This is a genomic window from Pseudonocardia kujensis, from assembly GCF_021283305.1.
GTDB classification, from domain to species: Bacteria; Actinomycetota; Actinomycetes; order Mycobacteriales; family Pseudonocardiaceae; genus Pseudonocardia; species Pseudonocardia kujensis.
Window position 1 is genome coordinate 107,732 of the sequence record NZ_JAJSOK010000016.1, and the last position, 21,367, is coordinate 129,098.

Here is a 21,367-nt window from a genome sequence, read left to right on the forward strand (position 1 = left end):
GCCGGAGCACGGCCCACCGCGTACGGAGCCCTAGCGACCGACGGTGCGCTGGAGGTGCTCCGGGTAACGGGCGCCCGCCACCCCGGCGCCGACGGCGTCGAGCTCGCCGACCTCCTCCGGCGTGAGCTCCAGGGTCGCGGCCTCGACGTTCTGCTCCAGGTAGGTACGGCGCTTGGTGCCCGGGATCGGCACCACGTGCTCGCCCTTGGCCTGCACCCACGCCAGCGCGAGCTGCCCGGCCGTGACGCCGCGCTTCTCCGCCAGCGTCTTCACGGTCTCGACGATCGCGAGGTTGGCGGCCAGGTTCTCCTCGCTGAAGCGGGGCAGCCCGGCCCGCATGTCCTTCTCGCCGAGCTGCGCGGTCGAGGTGATCGAGCCCGTCAGGAAGCCCCGGCCGAGCGGGGAGAAGGGCACGATCCCGATCCCCAGCTCCGCGCAGGTCGACTCGATCTCGCCCTCGACGTCGCGGGTCCAGAGCGACCACTCGCTCTGCAGCGCGGTGACCGGGTGCACGGCGTGCGCGGCCCGGATGGTGGCTGCGCCCGCCTCGGAGATCCCGGCGTACCGGATCTTGCCCGCCGCGACCAGCTCGGCGAGGGCGCCCCAGGTCTCCTCGATCGGCGTGTCCGGGTCGACCCGGTGCTGGTAGTAGAGGTCGATGTGGTCCACGCCGAGACGGGCGAGGGACTCGTCGCAGCACTGCTTGACGTAGGCGGCGTCGCCGCGGGCGCCGTGGCGGCCCTCGGCGTCGCGGACGATCCCGAACTTGGTGGCGAGCGCGACCTCGTCGCGGCGGTCCCGGATCGCCCGGCCGACGAGCTCCTCGTTGGCCCCGGCGCCGTAGACGTTCGCGGTGTCGAGCAACGTGACGCCCAGGTCGAGCGCGCGGTGGATCGTGGCGATCGACTCGGCGTCGTCCCCGGTGCCGTAGCTCTGGCTCATGCCCATGCAGCCCAGCCCCTGGGCCGAGACGGTGAGGGAGCCGAGGGTCCGCGAAGGAAGCGTCATGCCTCGCAACCTACGCCAGCATCGTGGAGCCATAACGCGTGTATTCCGCCACCCCCGAGCGCATTATGGTTCCATAACGCGCTCGGAGCTGGTCGAAATGCGCATTATGGAACCATAACGCGCGCGAAAGCGGTCGAAATGCGCGTTATGGTTCCATAATGCGAACGGGACGCGGTTACGGCACGTGGCGGACGGCGCCGGTGTCCGCGCTGGTGGCCATGGCGGCGTAGGCGCGGAGGGCCTTGGAGACCACGCGGTCGCGGTCCTTGGGGGTCCACGGCCGCTCGGAGGCGTCCATCTTGGCCCGGCGCTCGGCGAGCACCTCGTCGGCGACCAGGATCTGCAGCGTCCGCTCCCGGACGTCGATGAGGATCCGGTCCCCGTCCTCGACCAGCCCGATCGCGCCGCCGGCCGCCGCCTCGGGCGCGACGTGCCCGACGGAGATGCCGCTCGACCCGCCGGAGAAGCGTCCGTCGGTGACCAGCGCGCACTTCGCGCCCAGACCCGCGCCCTTGAGGAACGCGGTCGGGTGCAGCATCTCCTGCATGCCCGGCCCGCCGGCGGGGCCCTCGTAGCGGACCACGAGGACGTCGCCGGGCTGGATCTGCTTGGTGAGGATGACCGAGACGGCCTCCTCCTGGCTCTCGACGACCCGTGCCGGGCCCTCGAACCGCCAGATGTCCTCCGGGATGCCGGCGGTCTTGATCACCGCGCCGTCCTCGGAGAGGTTGCCGCGCAGCACGGCGAGCCCGCCGTCGGCGGTGTAGGCGTGCGCGCGGTCGCGGATGCAGCCGCCGGCGGCGTCGGTGTCCAGCGACGACCAGCGGTTCTCGGTGGAGAACGCCTCGGTGGTCCGGACCCCGCCCGGCGCGGCGTGGTACAGCTCGACGGCCTTCTCGGACGGCGAGGCCGCGCGGATGTCCCACTCGGAGAGCCACTGCTCCAGCGAGGGGGAGTGGACCGCGTGCACGCCCTCGTTGAGCAGCCCGGCCCGCCACAGCTCGCCCAGGATGGCGGGGATGCCGCCGGCCCGGTGGACGTCCTCCATGTGGTAGTCCGAGTTCGGCGAGACCTTGGCCAGGCAGGGCACCCGGCGGGAGATCGCGTCGATGTCGGCGAGCGAGAAGTCGATCTCGCCCTCCTGCGCCGCGGCCAGGATGTGCAGCACCGTGTTGGTGGAGCCGCCCATCGCGACGTCGAGCGCCATGGCGTTCTCGAACGCCTCGCGGGTGGCGATGTTGCGCGGGAGCGCGGACTCGTCGTCGTTCTCGTACCAGCGCTTGGCCAGCGCCATCACGGTGCGGCCGGCCTCGAGGAACAGCTCGCGGCGCGCGGCGTGCGTGGCCAGCGTGGAGCCGTTGCCGGGCAGCGAGAGCCCGAGCGCCTCGGTGAGGCAGTTCATCGAGTTCGCGGTGAACATGCCGGAGCAGGAGCCGCAGGTCGGGCAGGCCGAGCGCTCGACGATCGACAGCCCGTCCTCGTCGACGGCCGACGAGGCCGACGCCGAGATCGCGGTGATCAGGTCGGTGGGGGCGTGCGCCACCCCGTCGACGACGACCGCCTTGCCGGCCTCCATCGGCCCGCCGGACACGAAGACGGTGGGGATGTTGAGCCGCATCGCGGCGTTGAGCATGCCCGGGGTGATCTTGTCGCAGTTCGAGATGCAGACGAGCGCGTCGGCCGCGTGCCCGTTGACCATGTACTCGACCGCGTCGGAGATGATCTCGCGGGAGGGCAGCGAGTAGAGCATGCCGCCGTGGCCCATCGCGATGCCGTCGTCGACCGCGATGGTGTTGAACTCGCGGGGCACGCCGCCGGCCTCGCGGATCGCCGAGGCGACGAGGTCGCCGAGGTCCTTGAGGTGCACGTGCCCGGGCACGAACTGGGTGTAGGAGTTCGCGATGGCGACGATCGGCTTGCCGAAGTCGTCGTCGCCCATGCCGGTGGCGCGCCACAGGGAACGCGCACCGGCGGCGTTGCGGCCGTGCGTGGTGACTCTCGAACGGAGGGCCGGCATCGGGGTCAGGTCCTTTCAGGGGTCGACGGGGGCTCCGACGGCGTCCGGGCCGGCGGCGTCCGGGCCTCGGTCTGTGCCGGGTCGGGCAGCCTGCCGCCGGAGACGGCGGCCAGTGCGGGAAGGTCGCGGACGTGGACGGTCGGCAGCGGTAGCTCGGTCCCGTCCGTCAGCACCGCGCTGACCCGGGATTTCTTGCCCAGCCGCAGCGAGCTGATCTCGGCCCACGGTACGCGCTGCGCGGAGAGGAGACGACGAACGGTGACCGAGTCGGCGTCGACCACCGTGCGCACCCGCACGATCCAGTACGCGAACGCGAGCGGCAGCACGTAGACGAGCCACAGCCACGGCGCCCCGAAGGCGAACGGGATCGCGGCCACCAGGAAGAACGCGGCGGCGGCGAGGGCCAGGGGCGAGCGGCGGAACGACAGCCGCGTGGGCACCGCCCTCGGGGCGAGCTTGTCCGCCGAGGCGACGTGCCCCTCCGCGATGCCGGGCCTGCTGGTCTTGTCTCCGCTCACGTCCCCCATGGTCGCACCTCCCACCGACACTTCCCGTGTGGTCCCGTGACCGGCGCCTCTCCCACGATGCGGGAGCGGCCGTCCCAGCCGGTTGACGCCCGCTCCTGCGTGCGTGTTAACGTCGTCGCCATGTCGGCCCTCCGAATTCTCGTACTTGCCAGGCGCGTCCACGCCTGAGTAGCTCCCGAGTACTCGGACAACGACGCGCCACCCTCGTCACGCCTGGCCCAGGCGGCGGGGGTTTTTTCATGTCCAGGGCACACCCCGATCATCGGCACCGACAGCAGCGAGGCAGCGCAGATGACCACCGCCACGCCCCGTCCCGGCACCCCGGGACCCAAACCGGCACCGCCGCCGGGACGCGCAGGAGCGCCCGCGGGCCGCCAGAACGGCGCCCCCGGCCAGCGTCCCGAGAACCGCGCTGACGTGCCCGGGCCGCGATCCGGCCCGGAGCAGGTGACCGGAGCCCAGTCGCTCGTGCGCTCGCTCGAGTCGATCGGGTGCGACACCGTCTTCGGGATCCCCGGCGGGGCGATCCTGCCGGCCTACGACCCGCTGCTGGACTCGACGAGCGTGCGACACGTCCTCGTCCGGCACGAGCAGGGCGCGGGGCACGCCGCGACCGGGTACGCGCAGGCCACCGGCAGGGTCGGGGTCTGCATGGCGACCTCGGGCCCGGGGGCCACGAACCTCATCACCCCGCTCGCCGACGCGCACATGGACTCGGTGCCGGTCGTGGCCATCACCGGCCAGGTGGCCCGGCCGCTGATCGGCACGGACGCGTTCCAGGAGGCCGACATCACCGGCATCACCATGCCGGTGACCAAGCACAACATGCTGGTGACCGACGCCGCGGAGATCCCGCGGGCGATCGCCGAGGCGTTCCACCTGGCCGCCACGGGCCGACCCGGCCCGGTGCTGGTGGACATCTCCAAGGACGCGCTGCAGGCCCAGACCACGTTCTCGTGGCCGCCGGAGCTCAAGCTGCCCGGCTACCGGCCGACCACCCGGCCGCACGGCAAGCAGATCCGCGAGGCCGCGCGGCTCGTCGCCGGCGCCCGCAAGCCGGTGCTCTACGTCGGCGGCGGCGTGCTCAAGGCCGAGGCCTCGGCCGAGCTGCGCGAGCTCGCCGAGCTCACGAACATCCCGGTGGTCACTACGCTGATGGCGCGCGGGGCGTTCCCGGACAGCCACCCGCAGCACGTGGGCATGCCCGGCATGCACGGCACGGTCGCCGCGGTCGGCGCCATGCAGAAGGCCGACCTGCTCATCGCCCTCGGCGCCCGGTTCGACGACCGGGTCACCGGCCAGCTGTCGACCTTCGCGCCCGACGCGAAGATCGTCCACGCCGACATCGACCCGGCCGAGATCAGCAAGAACCGGCGGGCGGACGTCCCGATCGTCGGCGACTGCAAGGAGATCCTCGCCGAGCTGGTCGAGGCCGTGCGGGCCGAGCGCGAGACCACGGTCGCCGACCTGACGGCCTGGTGGGCCCAGCTCGACCACTGGCGCAGCACCTTCCCGCTGGGCTACGACTGGCCGGACGACGGCTCGCTGTCGCCGCAGTACGTCATCGAGCGGATCGGCGCCATCGCCGGCCCGGAGGCGCTGTACGCGGCGGGTGTCGGCCAGCACCAGATGTGGGCCGCGCAGTTCGTCAAGTACGAGAACCCGCGCACCTGGCTCAACTCCGGCGGCCTCGGGACCATGGGCTACGCGGTCCCGGCCGCGATGGGCGCCAAGGCCGGCGCGCCGGACAAGGTCGTGTGGGCCATCGACGGCGACGGCTGCTTCCAGATGACCAACCAGGAGCTGGCCACCTGCGCGATCGAGGGCATCCCGATCAAGGTCGCCGTGATCAACAACGGCAACCTCGGCATGGTCCGGCAGTGGCAGACGCTGTTCTACGAGCAGCGCTACTCCAACACCGACCTGGGCACCCACAAGCACCGGATCCCGGACTTCAAGCTCCTCGCCGAGGCGATGGGCTGCGTGGGGCTCCGCGTCGAGTCGAAGGACGACGTCGACCGGGTCATCCGGCAGGCCATGGAGATCAACGACCAGCCCGTCGTCATCGACTTCACGGTCGGCGCCGACGCGCAGGTCTGGCCGATGGTCGCCGCCGGGACCGGCAACGACGAGGTCATGGCGGCCCGCAACATCCGTCCGCTGTTCGAGGGCGACGAGCTGTCCCCCGGCGTCGACGAGGTCAGCGAGGTCACCGAGCGCGCGCTCGAGGAAGGTGGCTCGCAGTGAGCGCCGACGTTCTCTTTCCCGCGGGGGCGCGGTCATGACCGAGACGCACACGCTGTCGGTCCTGGTCGAGGACAAGCCCGGCGTCCTGGCCCGCGTGTCGGGCCTGTTCTCGCGACGCGGCTTCAACATCATCTCGCTCGCCGTGGGGCAGACCGAGACGCCGGGGATCTCGCGGATGACGATCGTCGTCTCCGTCGAGGACTTCCCCCTCGAGCAGGTCACGAAGCAGCTGAACAAGCTGATCAACGTGATCAAGATCGTCGAGCTGGAGCCCGCCGCCTCGGTGCAGCGCGAGCTCCTGCTCGTCAAGGTGCGCGCCGACGCCGGCGTGCGCAGCCAGGTCCTGGAGACCGTGCAGCTGTTCCGGGCGAAGGTGGTCGACGTGGCCCCGGAGGCCCTGACCATCGAGGCCACCGGCACGATGGACAAGCTGAACGCGCTGCTCCGGATGCTGGAGCCCTACGGGATCCGCGAGATGGTGCAGTCCGGGATGGTGGCCGTCGGCCGCGGACCCCGGTCCATCACCGCCGCGTCGGCCCGCTGAGGACCTGCTCGTCAGGGTCCGACCATCGGCACCGATACTGAGCACGAACCCCCTTGGAGAGGACTTCCCACCCGTCATGAGTGTCAACATCTACTACGACGACGACGCCGACCTGTCGATCATCCAGGGCCGCAAGGTCGCCGTGATCGGCTACGGCTCCCAGGGGCACGCGCACGCGCTCTCGCTGCGCGACTCCGGCGTCGAGGTGAAGATCGGCCTCCCGGAGGGCTCGAAGAGCCGGCAGAAGGCCCAGGACGAGGGTCTGGAGGTGCTCACCCCGGCCGAGGCGTCCGCGTGGGCCGACCTGATCATGATCCTGGCGCCCGACACCAAGCAGCGCTTCATCTACTCCGACGACATCGCGCCGAACCTGAAGAGCGGCGACGTGCTGGCGTTCGGCCACGGCTTCAACATCCGGTACGACCTGATCAAGGCCCCGGCCGACGTCGACGTCATCATGATCGCCCCGAAGGGCCCGGGCCACCTGGTCCGCCGCCAGTACGTGGACGGCAAGGGCGTGCCGGCGCTGATCGCGGTCGAGCAGGACCCGTCCGGCAACGCCAAGGCGATCGCGCTCTCCTACGCGGCCGGGATCGGCGGCGCCCGCGCGGGCGTCATCGAGACCACCTTCAAGGAGGAGACCGAGACCGACCTGTTCGGCGAGCAGTCCGTGCTCTGCGGTGGCGCGGCCGCGCTGGTGCAGACCGGCTTCGAGGTGCTCACCGAGGCGGGCTACGCCCCGGAGATCGCGTACTTCGAGTGCCTCCACGAGCTCAAGCTGATCGTCGACCTCATGTACGAGGGCGGCATCGCCAACGAGCGCTTCTCCATCTCCGACACCGCCGAGTACGGCGACCTCACCCGCGGCCCGCGCGTCATCACGCCCGCGGTCAAGGAGGAGATGAAGAAGATCCTTGGCGAGATCCAGGACGGCACCTTCGCCCGTGAGTGGGTGGCCGAGGACGAGAACGGCCGGCCGAACTTCACCCGCCTGCAGAAGGAGGGCGCCGAGCACCCGATCGAGCAGGTCGGCGAGAAGCTCCGCGGCCTCATGAGCTGGGTGGGCGAGAAGGCCAAGTAAGGCCCTGCCCCGACGCCGCGAACGGCACCTCCGCCCGGAGGTGCCGTTCGCGCGTTCTCGGGGTGACCTGCGGAACGGGCGCGGGCGGAAGAGACGGCGACGCAGGGGTGTTGGACAGCATGTCTGTGCCCGCCGGACGAGAGGTGCCCGCCGTGTCCCTGCCACTGCCGTTGTCGATCCTCGACCTCGCCACCGTCTCGACGGACGAGAGCGTCCGCGAGGCCCTGGACGCGAGCACCAGGCTGGCGCAGCGCGCGGAGCAGTGGGGCTTCCGGCGGATCTGGTACGCCGAGCACCACAACATGCGCTCGATCGCGTCGTCGGCGACCAGCGTGCTCATCGCGCACGTCGCCGCGCACACCGAGCGGATCACCCTCGGCGCGGGCGGCGTGATGCTGCCCAACCACTCCCCACTGCAGGTCGCCGAGCAGTTCGGCACCCTCGCCGAGCTCCACCCCGGCCGCATCGAGCTGGGTCTGGGCCGCGCGCCGGGCACCGACCAGGAGACCTTCCGCGCCCTGCGCCGGGACCCGACGGCCTCGGAGCGCTTCCCGCAGGACGTCCAGGAGCTGCAGGCCTTCCTCGGCGACTCCAGCGCGGTCCCGAACGTCAACGCCTATCCGGGCCGCGGCACCGGCGTCCCGCTGTCGATCCTCGGCTCGTCGCTCTACGGCGCGCAGGTCGCCGCGCTGCTCGGCCTGCCGTACGCGTTCGCCTCGCACTTCGCGCCGGAGGCGCTGCAGCAGGCCGTCGCGCTCTACCGGCAGGAGTTCCGCCCTTCGGCGCAGCTCGCCGCGCCGCACGTGCTGGCCGGTGTGAACGTCATCGCCGCGGACTCGACGGAGGAGGCCGAGACCCTGCGCCGCGCCGTGCAGCGCCAGCGCGTGCGGCTCTTCTACAGCCGGGGCGGCCGCTCGCTGACCGACGAGGAGGCCGAGGCCGTGCTCGACACCCACGCGGGCGAGCAGATCCGGTCGATGACCCGGTACACCGCCGTCGGCACCCCGGACGTCGTCGCGAAGTATCTCGAGGACTTCGCCGCCCAGGCGGACGCCGACGAGCTGATCGTGGCCAACCCGGTCGCCGAGCGGGAGAGCTGGTGGCGCAGCTGGGAGCTCGTGGCCGACAAGGTGCAGAACGCGGGCTAGGCTGTCCGATCCACCACGTCCCACCCCCCGGTGACCCCGGCGTGGTATCAGCGGGAGTACGCCGGGGGTCGTCCTGTCGGACCGTCCACCTAGAATCGAGGACGGTCCGAGTCCCGCCCGTCCCCGATCCGTGGAGCATCGCGTCGCCGTGAGTACCGCAGCCGCCACCCGTCCCGTCGTCCTGCTCGCGGAGAAGCTCGCGCCCTCCGCGGTGGAGATGCTGGGTTCGGACGTCGAGATCCGCCATGTCGACGGCACGGACCGCCCCGCGCTGCTGGGGGCCCTCGCCGATGCCGACGCCCTGCTCGTCCGCTCCGCCACCAAGGTGGACGCGGAGGCGCTGGCCGCGTCGACCCGGCTGAAGGTCGTCGCGCGCGCCGGGGTCGGCCTGGACAACGTCGACGTGCCCGCGGCCACCGCCCGCGGCGTCATGGTCGTCAACGCGCCGACCTCGAACATCGTCTCGGCCGCCGAGCACGCCATCGCGCTGTTGCTCGCCACGGCCCGGCACATCCCGGCCGCCGATTCGAGCCTGCGCCAGGGGCAGTGGAAGCGCAGCCAGTTCGGCGGTGTCGAGCTGCAGGGCAAGACCGTCGGCGTGGTCGGCCTCGGCAAGATCGGCCAGCTCGTGGCGCAGCGCCTCGCGGCGTTCGACGTCCGGCTGGTCGCCTACGACCCGTACGTCGCCCCCGCGCGTGCCGCCCAGCTGGGCATCGAGCTCCTGTCGCTCGAGGACGTGCTGCGGGTGTCGGACTTCATCACGATCCACCTGCCGAAGACCCCGGAGACCCTGGGCCTGATCGGCAAGGACCAGCTCGCGCTCACCAAGCCGGGCGTCATCATCGTCAACGCCGCGCGCGGCGGCCTGATCGACGAGGACGCGCTGGCCGAGGCGGTCCGCTCCGGGCACGTCGGCGGCGCGGGGATCGACGTCTACGTCTCCGAGCCCACCACCTCCAGCCCCCTGTTCGAGCTGGAGAACGTCACCGTCACCCCGCACCTCGGCGCGTCCACGGCCGAGGCGCAGGACCGCGCGGGGACGGACGTCGCCAGGTCGGTGCAGCTCGCCCTGGCCGGCGAGTTCGTGCCCGACGCCGTGAACGTGCAGATCAACGGCGCGGTCGGCGAGGAGGTCCGGCCCTGGCTGCCGCTGGTGCAGAAGCTGGGCACGGTGCTCTACGCCGTCGCGGGCCGGGTGCCCACCTCCGTCACGGTCGACGTCGCCGGCGAGCTCGCCTCCGAGGACGTCTCGGTGCTGTCGCTGGCCGCGCTGCGCGGCGTGTTCACCCACGTCGTCGAGGACCAGGTCACGTTCGTCAACGTCCCGGCGCTGGCCGCCGAGCGGGGCGTCGCGGTCGAGCTGACCACCGCCCCGGAGAGCGAGAACTTCCGCTCGGTCGTGCAGCTGCGGGCCGCGATGCCCGACGGCGAGGCCATCACCGTCTCCGGCACGCTCACCGGCCGCGCCCAGGTCGAGAAGCTCGTCGAGGTCAACGGCCGGCACTTCGACCTGCGCGCCGAGGGCGAGGTCCTGCTCCTGGAGTACGCCGACCGCCCCGGCGTGATGGGCCGCGTCGGCTCGCTGCTGGGCGAGGCCGCCGTCAACATCGAGGCCGCGCAGATCAGCCAGACCACGGACGGTGCGGACGCGATCATGCTGCTCCGCGTCGACCGCCCGATCGATCCGGGCGTGCTCGAGCCGATCGGCGCCTCGGTCGGCGCCCGCACCACGCGCCTGATCAGCTTCGACGACTGATCCCGATCCGCGCCGAACGGCGCCGTCGCTCACCGTGAGCGGCGGCGCCGTTCGTCTGTGCGGGACCGCCCGTCAAGCGCGCCGTCGACGATCACACCCGCCCGTGTACGAACCGCTCACCCGATGCGGTGCGGGCAGCGCGCAACCCCGGTCACCCAGCGTCGGTCGATCTAGGTTCTGCTCCGCCGCACCGCGTCCGCCGGTCGGTGGAAGGGGTGGTCGGTGCACGGCGCGCGGTGGCGGAGGGTGACCTGTCTCGGCGTCGCGGGGCTGACGGCCTCGCTGCTCCTGCTCACCGCCGGGCCGGCCGCGGCCGAGGAGGGGGCAGGGGCGAGCACGTCGACCCTGCACAACGTCTTCGTCGAGTTCGACGACACCTCCGCCGTCGCCGACTACACCTCGGCCCTGCCACAGGGCCGTGACGTCGCCGCGCAGGTCGCGGCGAAGACCCGGGCGCGCATCGACTCGAAGATCGCCGACGTCCTGGGCGGGCTGGGCGGCACCGAGGGCGAGCGCGAGCTCTACCGCACGACCAACGCGGTCCCGGGCGTCGCGATCCGCGCCGACGCCGGCACCGCCGCCCGCCTCGCGAGCCGTCCGGGGGTGCGCTCGGTCCGCCGGATCACCGACGCCCGGCCCAGCAACGCCTCCGCCGACCAGCTCGGCCGCACGCTGCAGACCTGGCAGGACGCCGGCCGGCTCGGCCACGGCGTCAGGATCGGCGTCATCGACACCGGCATCGACTACACGCACGCGGACTTCGGCGGGCCCGGCACCGTCGCGGCCTACGACGCGGCCCGGTCCGGTCGCGGCACCTTCCCGACGGACAAGGTCGTCGGCGGCGTCGACCTCGCGGGCGACGACTACGACTCCGCGGCCACCGACCCCGCGAGGACCGTCCCGAGACCCGACGACGACCCGCTCGACTGCGAGGGCCACGGCACCCATGTCGCCGGCACGGCGGCGGGCTTCGGCGTGAACGCCGACGGCACCACCTTCCGCGGCGACTACGCCGGGCTGACCCCCGACGCGCTGAACGCGATGCGGATCGGCCCCGGCGCCGCCCCGGGGGCCGAGCTGTACGCGATCCGCGTGTTCGGCTGCTCCGGCGCCACCGCGCTCACCCCGCTCGCCCTCGACCGGGCCCTCGACCCGAACGGCGACGGCGACTTCGCCGACCGTCTCGACGTCGTCAACCTCTCGCTGGGCTCGGACTTCGCCCCGGCCGACGACCCGGTCAACGACTTCGTGCAGCAGCTCATCGACCACGGCGTGACCGTGGTCGCGGCCGCGGGCAACGGCGGCGACCTCACCGACGCCGCGGGCGCCCCGGCCACCGCGCCCGGGGCCATCGCCGTGGCGAACGTGCGCGACGCCGGCGTGCTGCTCGACGGCGCCGACGTCGTCGCACCCGAGCCCCGGCGGGTCACCGGGCAGTACAGCGTCGACTTCTCCGGGACGCCGGACGCGACCGGCGACGTCGTCGCGCTGCCCGCCGCGAACGCCGAGGGCTGCCGACCCTTCTCCGGCGTCGCCGGGAAGATCGTCTGGCTCGAGTGGCCGGAGGGCGACGGCGCCCGGGCCTGCGGTTCCGCGGTCCGCGCCGACAACGCGCAGGCGGCGGGCGCGGTCGGCGTGCTGCTGACCTCCTCCGCGCCGGAGCCGGGCGGCGTGGGCATCGCTGGCAACGCGGCCGTCCCGATGTTCCAGCTCGACGGGCCGTCGACGGCGGCGCTGCGCCCGGCACTGCAGGCCGGCACGCTGCGGGTCCACCTCGACGGGACGCTCGCGCAGACCGCCTCCGTGCAGGTCCCGGGCATCGCGGACACGATCAGCGAGAGCTCGGCCCGCGGCGGGCGCGGCCCGGGCGTGAAGCCGGATGTCGCGGCGCCGGGGGAGTCGATCGTCTCCGCGGCCGTGGGCAGCGGGGCCGGGCGGTCGAGCAAGACGGGCACCTCGATGGCCAGCCCGTTCGTGGCCGGCGTCGCGGCCCTGGTGCGGGAGGCACATCCGGACTGGTCGCCGGCCGAGGTGAAGGCCGCGATCGTCACCACGGCCGCCGACGTCCACGGCCCGGCCGGGACCCTGATGGCGCCGATGCGGGTGGGGTCGGGCCGGGTGGACGCCCGCGCCGCCGTGGACCCACCCGTGCTGGCCGCCGACGCGGGGGAGCCCGGCGCGGTCGGCGTCGCCTTCGGGGTGGTCGAGGTCCCCGCGGGCCGGACGGTCACGCTGACGAGGACCCTGCACGTCAGCGGCGCGGCGAGCCTGCGGTACGAGGCGATCACCACGATGCCCGGGGTCACGATCTCGGTCGAGCCCACGCAGGTCAGCGGCCCCGCGGACGTCACCGTGCGGCTCACCGCGCAGGCCGACGCCCTCCGCAGGACCCTCGACCCGACGATGGCCGCGACCCAGGGCGGTCGGGCACGCCAGTTCGTCGCCGACGCGTCGGGCCGGATCGTGCTCACCGCGGGTGGGCGCGAGGCGCGCGTCCCGGTGACCTCCTCGCCCAAGCCCGTCGCGGACCAGACCGCCACCCTCGACGGGAACGCGGTCGTGCTGACCGGCACCGCCGTGGACCAGGGCGGCGGCGCGCAGGCCTACCGCTCCCGCGCCGGGGTGTTCCGGCTGCTCGCGACCAGTGCCGAGCTGCCGCGCTGCCGGTCGGGCCTGTCGACCGGCTGCGTCGCCAACGACACCGGCCAGGGCGGCGACGTCCGGTGGGTCGGCGCGGCGCGGTCCGGCGACACGATCGGGATCGCGGTGTCGATGTGGGGCACCCTGCCCGACGTCGGCGCGACGACCGTCCCGACCGTCGGGTTCGACGTCGACGGCGACGGCTCCGTCGACCGGGCCGTCGGCCTGGTCAGACAACCGGGCACGGACGTGCTGGTCGCCCAGGTCCTGGACCTGCGACGGCAGACCGCGGACGGGCCCGCCGAGGTCGACTCGCAGCCCGTCAACGGGTTCGAGGGCGACACCGACACCAACGTCTTCGACACCGACACGTGGGTCCTGCCCGTGCGACTGTCGGCGCTGGGCATCGACCCGGCGGCCGGCTCGGCGCCGCTGCGGATGCAGGTCGTGGTCGAGGGTGACTACGGCCCCACGGACGTGACGAACCCGGGCGGCGAACCCACCGCGCCCGTCGACGTCGTCGACGTCCCGCAGCCGTGGGACCCGCTGGCCGAGCCGGCGTCCGCGGAGCCGCTGCTGCGCCCCGCCGACGACGGCACCCGGCTCCCCGCCCCGGTCGGCCCGCTGCTCGTCGTCCTACCGCAGAACGCCACGGGGGCCCACGCCGCCGCACTCGGCGGATCCGCGCCGGTCGGGACGCCCGTCCCATCCGGCAGGGTCGTCACCGCTCCGCTCGCCCCGGCGGCTGCTCCGACCGGGTGACGAGGGGCGCTCGGGAGGGGACCCCGCCGTCGGCCGCAGCGAGCCGGAGGCGCACAATCTGACCCGCTCGGGGGTGTGTCGGGCCGGATCGGGGTGCCGGCTGGCACGACTTCACCGTCCCGGGTGACCCCGACGGAGTGGACGGTGGTCGGTCCCCGCCGCTCCGACGGGTAGCGTTCGATAGCCGCCCGATCGCACGCCGTGGTGGGGCGTATCGAGAGAGGACATTTCGCAGCATGCGCCTTGCGGTCATTCCCGGCGACGGCATCGGGCCGGAGGTCATCGACGAGGCCCTGAAGGTCTTGACCGAGGTCTCCCCGGACGTCCAGACGACCACCTACGACCTCGGTGCGGCCCGCTGGCACTCCACCGGCGAGCTGCTGCCCGAGTCCGTCCTCACCGAGCTGCAGCAGCACGACGCGATCCTCCTGGGCGCGGTCGGCGACCCGTCGGTGCCGAGCGGCATCCTCGAGCGCGGGCTGCTGCTGCGCCTGCGGTTCGAGCTCGACCACCACGTCAACCTGCGCCCGGCGCGGCTCTACCCCGGGGTCCGCGGCCCGCTGGCCGGCAACCCCGAGATCGACATGGTCGTGGTGCGCGAGGGCACCGAGGGCCCGTACGTCGGCACCGGCGGCCTGCTGCGCAAGGACACCCCCCACGAGGTCGCGACCGAGGTCAGCACCAACACCGCCTTCGGCATCGAGCGCGTGGTCCGGGACGCGTTCGCCCGCGCCGAGCGCCGCCCGCGCAAGCACCTGACGCTGGTGCACAAGACCAACGTGCTCACCTTCGCCGGCGCGCTGTGGTCGCGGATCGTCGAGGAGGTGTCGCTGGAGCACCCGGACGTCTCGGTCGCCTACCAGCACGTCGACGCCACCACGATCCACATGGTCACCGACCCGAGCCGGTTCGACGTGATCGTCACGGACAACCTGTTCGGCGACATCCTCACCGACCTCGCGGCCGCCGTGACCGGGGGCATCGGCCTCGCGGCCAGCGGCAACCTCGACGCCAGCGGCACCAACCCGAGCATGTTCGAGCCGGTGCACGGCTCGGCGCCGGACATCGCCGGCCAGGGCATCGCCGACCCCACCGCCGCGGTCCTGTCGGTGGCGCTGCTGCTCGACCACCTCGGCCAGCAGGACGCGGCCCGCCGCGTCGAGGCCGCCGTCGCGTTCGACCTCGCGACCCGCGACCACAGCGCGACCGGGCACACCCAGGCGATCGGCGACCGGCTCGCCGCGCTCGTGTCCAGCCGCACCGCGGAGCCGGCCTCCAGCGAGGCCTGAGCCTCTCACCACGGACGACGGCCCGGCACCCCACGCGGGGTGCCGGGCCGTCGGTCCGTCCGGGTGCGTCGGGGTCAGACGACCTGCTGGACCTCGCCGGTCAGGATCGTGACGCCTGCCTGCGCGAAGTTGGCGAGGTCGTCGGTGGCGGCCTTGCCCTCCGGGCCCCCCATCGACGCCTGCATCGCCTCGGCCGAGTCGAACGTGAGGGTCGCAATCAGGTGGTACTGCGGGGCCGAGCCGTCGGGGCCGGGGCCCGGGCGGACGATCGTGAACGACTCCAGGTTCGGCAGCTTCGCCGCGAGCGGGGCGTGCACCTCGTCGTAGTGCTTGTCGAACGCGGCCGCGTCCGCGGGCGGGTTGTACAGGACGGTCAGGGAGATCGACACGAGCGGTCCTCCGGGGAGTACGGGTCGCGGACTCCGGCGTCCGCGACGTCGTCCCCATCTTCGAGGCGGCTGCATCAGGAGAACAGGGTCTCCCACGATGTGGGAAGGCTGTGTGACATCGCGGGACGCGCCGGGCAGACTGCCTGCGTGCGCCTCACCAGCGTGATCATTATCTGCTAGCGCGTCGGCAGCTCCTCGGAGCCGACGCGCAGACCTCTCGCATCCGCGGGGGGTCTTTTTTGTTGCCCGACCACTACCCACGGAGAACCCGGATGTCCCGCACCACGCCCGCCGGCACGCCCCTCGGCGACGCCTTCCACGTCTACGACACCACGCTGCGGGACGGGGCCCAGCGCGAGGGCATTTCGTACTCGGTGGCCGACAAGCTCGCCGTCGCCCGGCACCTGGACGCCCTCGGCGTCGGGTTCGTCGAGGGCGGCTGGCCCGGAGCGCTGCCCAAGGACACCGAGTTCTTCGCCCGCGCCGCGGCGGGGGAGCTGCCGCTGCGGCACGCCGTCCTGGTGGCCTTCGGCTCGACGCGCAAGGCCGGCATCCGCGCCGAGGACGACCCGCAGGTCCGCGCGCTGCTCGACTCGCAGGCGCCCGCCGTCACGCTGGTGGCGAAGTCGGACCGCCGGCACGTCGAGCGGGCGCTGCGCACGGACGTCGCCGAGAACTGCGCGATGGTCGCCGACACCGTGGGCTTCCTGCACCGCGAGGGTCGCCGGGTGTTCGTCGACGCCGAGCACTTCTTCGACGGCTACCGCTTCGACCCGGACACCTCGCTGCGGGTGCTCGACGCGGCCATGACCGCCGGCGCCGACGTCGCCGTCCTGTGCGACACCAACGGCGGGATGCTGCCGCTCGGGCTCGCCGAGGTGGTGCGCGAGGTCGCCGACCGCACCGGCTTCCGCCTCGGCATCCACTGCCAGGACGACACCGGCTGCGCCGTCGCCAACTCCGTCGCCGCCGTGCAGGCCGGGGCCACGCACGTGCAGTGCACGGCCAACGGCTACGGCGAGCGGACCGGCAACGCCGACCTGTTCGCCGTCGTCGGGAACCTGGCGACGAAGCTCGACATGCCGGTGCTGCCGTCGCTGTCCGAGCTCACCCGGGTCTCGCACGCGCTCGCCGAGATCGCCAACCTGGCGCCGGACACCCACCAGCCCTACGTCGGGACGTCGGCGTTCGCGCACAAGGCGGGGCTGCACGCGAGCGCGATCAAGGTCGACCCGGAGCTGTACAACCACATGGACCCGGCCGAGGTCGGCAACACCCAGCGGGTGCTGGTGACCGAGATGGCCGGGCGCGCATCCGTCGAGCTCAAGGGCGCCGAGCTGGGGCTGGACATGGCGGGCAGCCCCGAGGCCGTCTCCGCGGTCGTCGGGACGGTGAAGGAGCGGGAGGCGCATGGCTGGTCCTTCGAGGCCGCCGACGCCTCGCTCGAGCTGCTGATGCGCGGGGCGCTGGGTGAGGAGTCGCCGGTGCCGTTCGCGCTCGAGTCCTACCGCGTGATCATCGAGAAGCGGGCCGGGGCCGACGCCGTCGCCGAGGCCACGGTCAAGCTGCTGGTCGACGGCGAGCGGCGGATCGCGACGCGCGAGGGCAACGGCCCGGTCAACGCCCTCGACGCCGCCCTGCGCGCGGCGCTGGAGCCGTCCTGCCCCTGGCTCGCCGACGTCGAGCTGTCGGACTACAAGGTCCGCATCCTGACGCCCGGAGGCTCGGCGGGCACGCACGCCGTCACACGGGTGCTGGTGGAGACCAGCGACCGCCGCGGCGAGTGGACCACGGTCGGGGTGCACTCCAACGTCGTCGAGGCCAGCTGGCTGGCGCTGGTCGACGCCCTCGCCTTCGCCGCCCTCCGCACCCGCACCCCCGCCCCGGTCTGAGGTCTCGCTGAAGGTCCGGGTCCGTGCAGGTCTGTGGCCTCGCTGGAGGTCTGTGGTCTCGCTGGAGATCCGTGGCCTCGCTGGAGGTCTGTGTTCTCGTGCAGGTCTGTGGTCTCGCTGCGGCGCTGTGGTCTCGCTGCGGCGCTGTGGTCTCGCTGCGGCGCTGTGGTCTCGCTGCGGCGCTGTGGTCTCGCTGCGGCGCTGTGGTCTCGCCGCAGGTCTGTGGTCTCTGTCTGAGGTCTCGTGGGGTCTGCGCGGCGGGCCGTGATCACTCGTCGTGGACGGAGAGGGTCGGAATTCGACCCTCTCGATCCCTAGCTGGTGATCTTGACCTGCCGGCGCGGCTCCCAGCGGGCCCGAGATCGGCGCGGGTCCGAGGTTTCGGCGCGGCCGTGATCATCGGCCCTGGACGGCGAGGGTCGGGATCTCGACTCTCGCCCTCCACGATCGGCGATCTCGGGGCGGGAAGGTGGCGGGACGTCGGGCCACGGTCGTGTGATCGCCCGTCATGGACGGCGAAGGTCGAGTTTCGACCGTCCCCGTCCGAGAAGAGCGATCTTGGCTGCGGGCCAGCTCCCGGCCGGCGAAGGGTCCGCTCGGCCGCATGATCACCGCTCGTGGACGTCGACCGTCGGAATCCGACCCCGCCAGCCCATGATCGGTGATCAAGCGGAGGGGGCGCGGAGGCGCGGGTCGTGCGAGCCCCCACCCCGCGGATCCGCGCACCCTCACACCCCCGCGGGCTCAGCCACCGGGGCCTGCGGCCGGCGGGCCCAGGACGGGGCGTGCTCGGGCAGCAGGCCCAGCCCGAACAGCCGGGCCGGCACGATCTGCAGCTTCGGGTGCCGCTGGACGAACCGGACCAGCGGCGGGAGCTCGGTCGCCGGCGCCACCGGGGCGTCGGGGTCGACGTCGAGCGCCGCGCCCAGGATCACCCGGTGCAGCCCGCGCTGGACGCCCTGGATCACCGCCGCGGGCAGCCACCGCCGCGCCTGCACCCCGGCGAGCCGCACGGGGGAGACCGGCCCCGTGCGCAGGGCCGGGCCGACGATCCGGGCCGCGGCGACGGCGTCGGCCACGGCGAGGTTGACGCCGACCCCGCCGACGGGGGACATGGCGTGCGCGGCGTCGCCGATCAGCAGCAGCCCGGGTTTGGACCAGCGGCGGAGCCTGTCGAGCCGGACGTCGAGCAGCGAGACGTCGTCCCAGCTCCGCAGCGCGCCCACCCGGTCGGTGGTCCATGGGATCAGCCGCGACATGCGGGTCCGCAGGGTCTCGATGCCGTGCGCGCGCAGCTCCGCGTCGCCGCCCTTGCGGATCAGGTAGCCGCACTGCCAGTACTCGCCGCGGTCGATCATCACCGCGAAGTGCCCGCGGGTGAAACGTCCGACGCCGCCCGCCGGGTCGCCCTCGAGGCGGGGCAGCCGGAACCACTCGACGTCGAGCGGCACGCCGAACGCCCGGCTGCGCAGCCCCGACGCCTCGCGCACGGTCGAGCGCCGCCCGTCGCAGCCGATCGTGAGCGTGGCCTGCAGCGTGTGCTCCTCGCCGGTGACCCGGTCCCGCCACCGGACGCCGGTGACCCGTTCCCCGTCGGTGAGCAGGCTGGTGACCTCGGCGTTGCGCACCAGGGTGAAGGTCGGCTCCTCCGCCGCGGCCGCCGCGAGCAGGTCCAGGAAGTCCCACTGCGGCGCGAGCGCGACGTACGGCCGCGGGTGGTGGAGCAGCGAGAAGTTGCCGATCTGCACGGTGCCGCCGTCGAGCATCGCCGTGATGCTGTCGACCCGGCGGTGCGGCATCGCGTCGAACCGCGCGCCGAGGCCCAGCTCGTCGAGCAGCTCGAGGGTCGAGGGATGAACGGTGTCGCCGCGGAAGTCCCGCAGGAAGTCCGCGTGCTTCTCCAGCACGGTGACCTCGACGCCCGCCCGGGCCAGCAACAACCCGAGGACCATCCCCGCGGGACCGCCACCGACGACGCAGGCGGTGGTGCGGTCGTTATTCATCATGCGTTGAAATGTACGCGCGATTGGGTCCGTGCGCCAGGGATACGCTGGCCCCACCATGAGTACAGTTCGCGTCCGCTTCTGCCCGTCGCCCACCGGCACCCCGCACGTGGGACTCATCCGCACCGCCCTGTTCAACTGGGCGCACGCCCGTCACCACCAGGGCGCCTTCGTCTTCCGGATCGAGGACACGGACGCGCAGCGGGACAGTGTCGAGTCCTACGAGGCGATCCTCGACGCGCTGCGTTGGCTCGGCCTCGACTGGGACGAGGGCCCCGAGAAGGGCGGCCCGCACGGCCCGTACCGGCAGAGCGAGCGGCGCGACCTCTACCGCGACGCCCTCGGCCGCCTCGTGCAGGCCGGCGAGGTCTACGAGTCGTACTCCTCCGCGGAGGAGATCGAGGCGCGGCACCGCGCGGCGGGCCGGGACCCCAAGCTCGGCTACGACAACGCCGACCGCGACCTCACCGAGGAGCAGAAGCAGGCCTTCCGCGCCGAGGGCCGCAAGCCGGTCTACCGGCTGCGCATGCCGGACCGCGACATCACCTTCACGGACCTGATCCGCGGCGAGATCACGTTCAAGCGGGGCCAGGTCCCGGACTTCGTGCTGGCCCGCGGCGACGGCACCCCGCTGTACCCGCTCACCAACCCGCTCGACGACGCCCTCATGGACGTCACGCACGTCCTGCGCGGCGAGGACCTGCTCTCGTCCACCCCGCGGCAGATCGCGCTGCTGGAGGCGCTGCAGCGGGTCGGGATCGGCAACGGGCCGTTCGTCTACGCGCACCTGCCGCTGGTGACCGGCGAGGGCAACCGCAAGCTGTCGAAGCGCGACCCCGAGTCGAACCTCTTCCACTACCGCGACCGCGGCTTCGTCCCCGAGGGGCTGCTCAACTACCTCGCCCTGCTCGGCTGGTCGATCGCCGACGACCGGGACGTCTTCTCCCTCGACGAGATGGTCGCCGCCTTCGACGTCTCCCGCGTGTCGTCGAACACCGCCCGCTTCGACCTCAAGAAGGCCGAGGCGATCAACGCCGCGCACCTGCGCGCGCTGGAGCCGGCCGACTTCGCCCGACGCCTGGTGCCCTACCTGGCGGCCGAGGGCGTCACCGTCTCCGCCGACGACCCGGTCCTCACCGCCGCCGCGCCGCTCGTCCAGGAGCGCAGCCAGGTGCTCTCCGACGCCGCGCGGATGCTGAAGTTCCTGTTCGTCGCCGAGGAGGACTTCGAGCTCGACCCCGACGCCGCCGGCAAGACGCTGGGCCCCGACGCCGACGAGGTCCTCACCGCGGCCGTCAAGGGACTCGAGCAGGTCGACGGCTGGACCGCGGCCGCCATCGAGGAGTCGCTCAAGGCCTCCCTGGTCGAGGGGCTGGGCCTCAAGCCCCGGAAGGCCTTCGGCCCGGTGCGCGTCGCGATCAGCGGGCGGACCGTGTCGCCGCCGCTGTACGAGTCCATGGAGCTGCTCGGACGCGACCGGTCGATGCGGCGACTGGGGGGTGCCGTGCAGGGCGCGGAGGGCGTGGTCTAGAGTCTTCTCTGCAAGGGACGCGGACACCGGAACTGCTCCGGCAGCCCGCCGGTGAGCGTGTCTCCTTGGGGTATGGTGTAATTGGCAGCACGACTGATTCTGGTTCAGTTAGTCTAGGTTCGAGTCCTGGTACCCCAGCGGAAACACACGGTTTCCACGCGGCCCCGTCGTCTAGCGGCCTAGGACGCCGCCCTCTCAAGGCGGTAGCGCGGGTTCAAATCCCGTCGGGGCTACTCGAAGTTCCTCATCCCGGTTCGCCGGGGTGAGTATCTTCGCAGGTGGTACGTGGTGTTCTGTGTAGGTCGAGGCCCCGTCGTCTAGCGGCCTAGGACGCCGCCCTCTCAAGGCGGTAGCGCGGGTTCAAATCCCGTCGGGGCTACTCGAAGATCCCCATCCCGTTCTCCGGGATGGGGATCTTTGCATTTCTGGTCTGTTTCCCGGCAATTGTCGTGGGTCGGCTCACCAATGGCGCGGCTACGTTTGCCGTGTGACGAGGGACTCGGTGGGGCGAAGGGGCCACAACGGGTCGTGAG

14 protein-coding genes and 3 tRNA genes are annotated in these 21,367 nt (G+C 72.7%); 12 read left to right on the forward strand and 5 right to left on the reverse strand.

All coding sequences use genetic code 11. The features are described from left to right. Positions 1–30: 30 nt before the first annotated feature. From LWC35_RS14205 to LWC35_RS14215, 3 genes are all read right to left on the reverse strand, one after another. Positions 31–1,008 carry an aldo/keto reductase gene (locus tag LWC35_RS14205; RefSeq protein WP_232870581.1) on the reverse strand — a complete coding sequence of 326 codons (978 nt, stop codon included), beginning with the start codon at positions 1,006–1,008 and terminating at the stop codon, positions 31–33. Between the two features lie 175 nt (positions 1,009–1,183). Beyond that, positions 1,184–3,025 (reverse strand): dihydroxy-acid dehydratase, encoded by a 1,842-nt coding sequence (ilvD, locus tag LWC35_RS14210; RefSeq protein ID WP_232870582.1) that lies wholly within the window; start codon positions 3,023–3,025, stop codon positions 1,184–1,186. 5 nt (positions 3,026–3,030) lie between these two features. Beyond that, on the reverse strand, positions 3,031–3,543 hold the full coding sequence (locus LWC35_RS14215) for a PH domain-containing protein (protein ID WP_232870583.1): 513 nt from the start codon (positions 3,541–3,543) through the stop codon (positions 3,031–3,033). A gap of 300 nt (positions 3,544–3,843) precedes the next feature. Between LWC35_RS14215 and LWC35_RS14220 the strand changes: the two genes are divergently transcribed. The 7 genes from LWC35_RS14220 to LWC35_RS14250 all read left to right on the forward strand — a co-directional run bounded on the left by LWC35_RS14220 (position 3,844) and on the right by LWC35_RS14250 (position 15,019). Next, on the forward strand, positions 3,844–5,799 hold the full coding sequence (locus tag LWC35_RS14220) for an acetolactate synthase large subunit (protein ID WP_232870584.1): 1,956 nt from the start codon (positions 3,844–3,846) through the stop codon (positions 5,797–5,799). A 34-nt stretch (positions 5,800–5,833) separates the two neighbouring features. Beyond that, positions 5,834–6,343 (forward strand): acetolactate synthase small subunit, encoded by a 510-nt coding sequence (gene ilvN / locus LWC35_RS14225; RefSeq protein WP_232870585.1) that lies wholly within the window; start codon positions 5,834–5,836, stop codon positions 6,341–6,343. Between the two features lie 76 nt (positions 6,344–6,419). Further along, entirely contained in the window at positions 6,420–7,424 is a 1,005-nt protein-coding gene (gene ilvC, locus LWC35_RS14230) for a ketol-acid reductoisomerase (protein WP_232870586.1), read from the forward strand. A 152-nt stretch (positions 7,425–7,576) separates the two neighbouring features. Continuing rightward, on the forward strand, positions 7,577–8,572 hold the full coding sequence (locus LWC35_RS14235) for an LLM class flavin-dependent oxidoreductase (RefSeq protein WP_372463043.1): 996 nt from the start codon (positions 7,577–7,579) through the stop codon (positions 8,570–8,572). 148 nt (positions 8,573–8,720) lie between these two features. After that, positions 8,721–10,328, forward strand: coding sequence for a phosphoglycerate dehydrogenase (gene serA, locus LWC35_RS14240; protein WP_308194547.1), 1,608 nt, complete (start codon positions 8,721–8,723; stop codon positions 10,326–10,328). A gap of 246 nt (positions 10,329–10,574) precedes the next feature. Continuing rightward, positions 10,575–13,730 carry a S8 family peptidase gene (locus LWC35_RS14245; protein ID WP_232870587.1) on the forward strand — a complete coding sequence of 1,052 codons (3,156 nt, stop codon included), beginning with the start codon at positions 10,575–10,577 and terminating at the stop codon, positions 13,728–13,730. 236 nt (positions 13,731–13,966) lie between these two features. Continuing rightward, positions 13,967–15,019, forward strand: coding sequence for a 3-isopropylmalate dehydrogenase (locus LWC35_RS14250; protein WP_232870588.1), 1,053 nt, complete (start codon positions 13,967–13,969; stop codon positions 15,017–15,019). 74 nt (positions 15,020–15,093) lie between these two features. Here LWC35_RS14250 and LWC35_RS14255 read toward each other — a convergent pair whose 3' ends face one another. After that, the gene (locus tag LWC35_RS14255; protein WP_232870589.1) at positions 15,094–15,408 is read right to left on the reverse strand and encodes an EthD family reductase; all 315 of its coding nucleotides are present in this window, start codon (positions 15,406–15,408) and stop codon (positions 15,094–15,096) included. A 272-nt stretch (positions 15,409–15,680) separates the two neighbouring features. On the opposite strand from LWC35_RS14255, the gene cimA reads away from it, so the two are divergent. Further along, positions 15,681–17,300, forward strand: a complete 1,620-nt coding sequence (gene cimA, locus LWC35_RS14260) for a citramalate synthase (protein WP_232870590.1) — start codon at positions 15,681–15,683, stop codon at positions 17,298–17,300. A 728-nt stretch (positions 17,301–18,028) separates the two neighbouring features. Here cimA and LWC35_RS14265 read toward each other — a convergent pair. Beyond that, entirely contained in the window at positions 18,029–19,306 is a 1,278-nt protein-coding gene (locus tag LWC35_RS14265; RefSeq protein ID WP_232870591.1) for an FAD-dependent oxidoreductase, read from the reverse strand. Between the two features lie 55 nt (positions 19,307–19,361). Here LWC35_RS14265 and gltX point away from each other — a divergent pair, with 55 nt between their 5' ends. The 4 genes from gltX to LWC35_RS14285 all read left to right on the forward strand — a co-directional run bounded on the left by gltX (position 19,362) and on the right by LWC35_RS14285 (position 21,213). After that, positions 19,362–20,834, forward strand: coding sequence for a glutamate--tRNA ligase (gene gltX, locus LWC35_RS14270; RefSeq protein ID WP_232870592.1), 1,473 nt, complete (start codon positions 19,362–19,364; stop codon positions 20,832–20,834). Between the two features lie 66 nt (positions 20,835–20,900). Beyond that, a tRNA-Gln gene (locus tag LWC35_RS14275) sits at positions 20,901–20,972 on the forward strand. A 22-nt stretch (positions 20,973–20,994) separates the two neighbouring features. Next, a tRNA-Glu gene (locus LWC35_RS14280) sits at positions 20,995–21,067 on the forward strand. Between the two features lie 73 nt (positions 21,068–21,140). Beyond that, a tRNA-Glu gene (locus LWC35_RS14285) sits at positions 21,141–21,213 on the forward strand. Positions 21,214–21,367: the final 154 nt, after the last annotated feature.